2 protein-coding genes are annotated in these 1,245 nt (G+C 38.2%); one reads left to right on the top strand and one right to left on the bottom strand.

Annotated elements, in window-relative coordinates; genetic code table 11:
* A partial coding sequence (locus ACS8FD_RS15280; RefSeq protein ID WP_439276473.1) for a M61 family metallopeptidase occupies positions 1-331 on the bottom strand: 331 nt, incomplete at its 3' end.
* A 474-nt stretch (positions 332-805) separates the two neighbouring features.
* Here ACS8FD_RS15280 and ACS8FD_RS15275 point away from each other — a divergent pair.
* A partial coding sequence (locus ACS8FD_RS15275; protein WP_439276472.1) for an FKBP-type peptidyl-prolyl cis-trans isomerase occupies positions 806-1,245 on the top strand: 440 nt, incomplete at its 3' end.

The following is a 1,245-nucleotide window of genomic DNA, read 5'->3' as shown; positions in this document are numbered from 1 at the left end:
CAACCTGTGGTAGTTGCCATGTATTTTTATCAATCTTATTAGCACGTTGTTTAAAAGAGCTGGCACCACTATGTTCTTTACTTTCTTGATTCTCTATTCGGTAATAAACTGCCGTAATATTACGAGCAAACTCACGCATCAAATAGCTGCCTGGTATCCATGCTGGCAACCATAAGCGCGGTGATGCTGTATCTGCTGTAAAGCTTAGCGTAACATCGACTAAATGCTCAAAAAAGCGGTCAAAATCGAGCTGATAGCTAATATCAGTAGTAAGTTTTGGTGCAGACTGATGATTTGATGAGCGGTTTTGTGATAAGGATAGTGTTGTCATATTAGATACTTATTATGGTGTTTAACGTTATGGTAGAAGCCTCAAGTGCAAAACGCAACCAATAAGCAATGAGTAATATGATCAATGCATCTTAAAATGAATACAGAGTGATTGAGACGGTGAATAAAACAATGACTGAGGTAAATTTTTTAACTCTTGTCTGGCAAAGCGTAAAGTTAACGAGACAAAGTGGTATCAGTAGCGCATCAACACGCTTGCCCTGTGTTTATTTTAAGCTGACTGATATAGTAAAAATTGAATAAATTTCATGAATATTGGCATTTTTTATGTTTTTTGCCTTGAAAGTTATTATTACCATCTCAATTAAAGATGCTAACTGTTAAAGTTACTTTTATAAGTTTAAATAAACTGACGATAATTGACTAATGATATGGCTTTTGGCTTACTGATTGGCTTTTTTAGGTTTATTGCAACCGCATCTAATTTTTTACATAGATATATTTAGGATAATTTATGACTACTATCGCAAAAGACACTGCCGTCAAATTTAATTACACGCTAAAAGACGACGAAGGCAACATTCTTGACCAGTCACCAGAAGGTCAACCGCTTGCTTATTTGCATGGCCATAGCAACATTATTCCAGGCCTTGAGCAGCAGCTAGAAGGTAAATCTGCTGGCGAAAAAGTTAATGCAGTCGTTGAACCTGCTGATGGCTACGGCGAATACCAAGAGCAAGCAGTACAGCACGTGCCACGTGATAACTTTCAAGGTGTTGACGATATCCAGCCTGGTATGCAGTTTCAGTCAGAAGCTGGTGGCCAAGTTATGTTAGTGACGGTTACTGAAGTATCTGATGATCAAGTGACTGTTGATGCCAACCATCCACTAGCTGGCAAGCGTTTAACGTTTGATGTAGAAATTCAAGAAGTACGTGCAGCAACTGAAGACGA

The sequence above is a fragment of the Psychrobacter sp. 1U2 genome, assembly GCF_051847575.1.
This window is presented reverse-complemented; position numbering and strand designations above follow the sequence as displayed.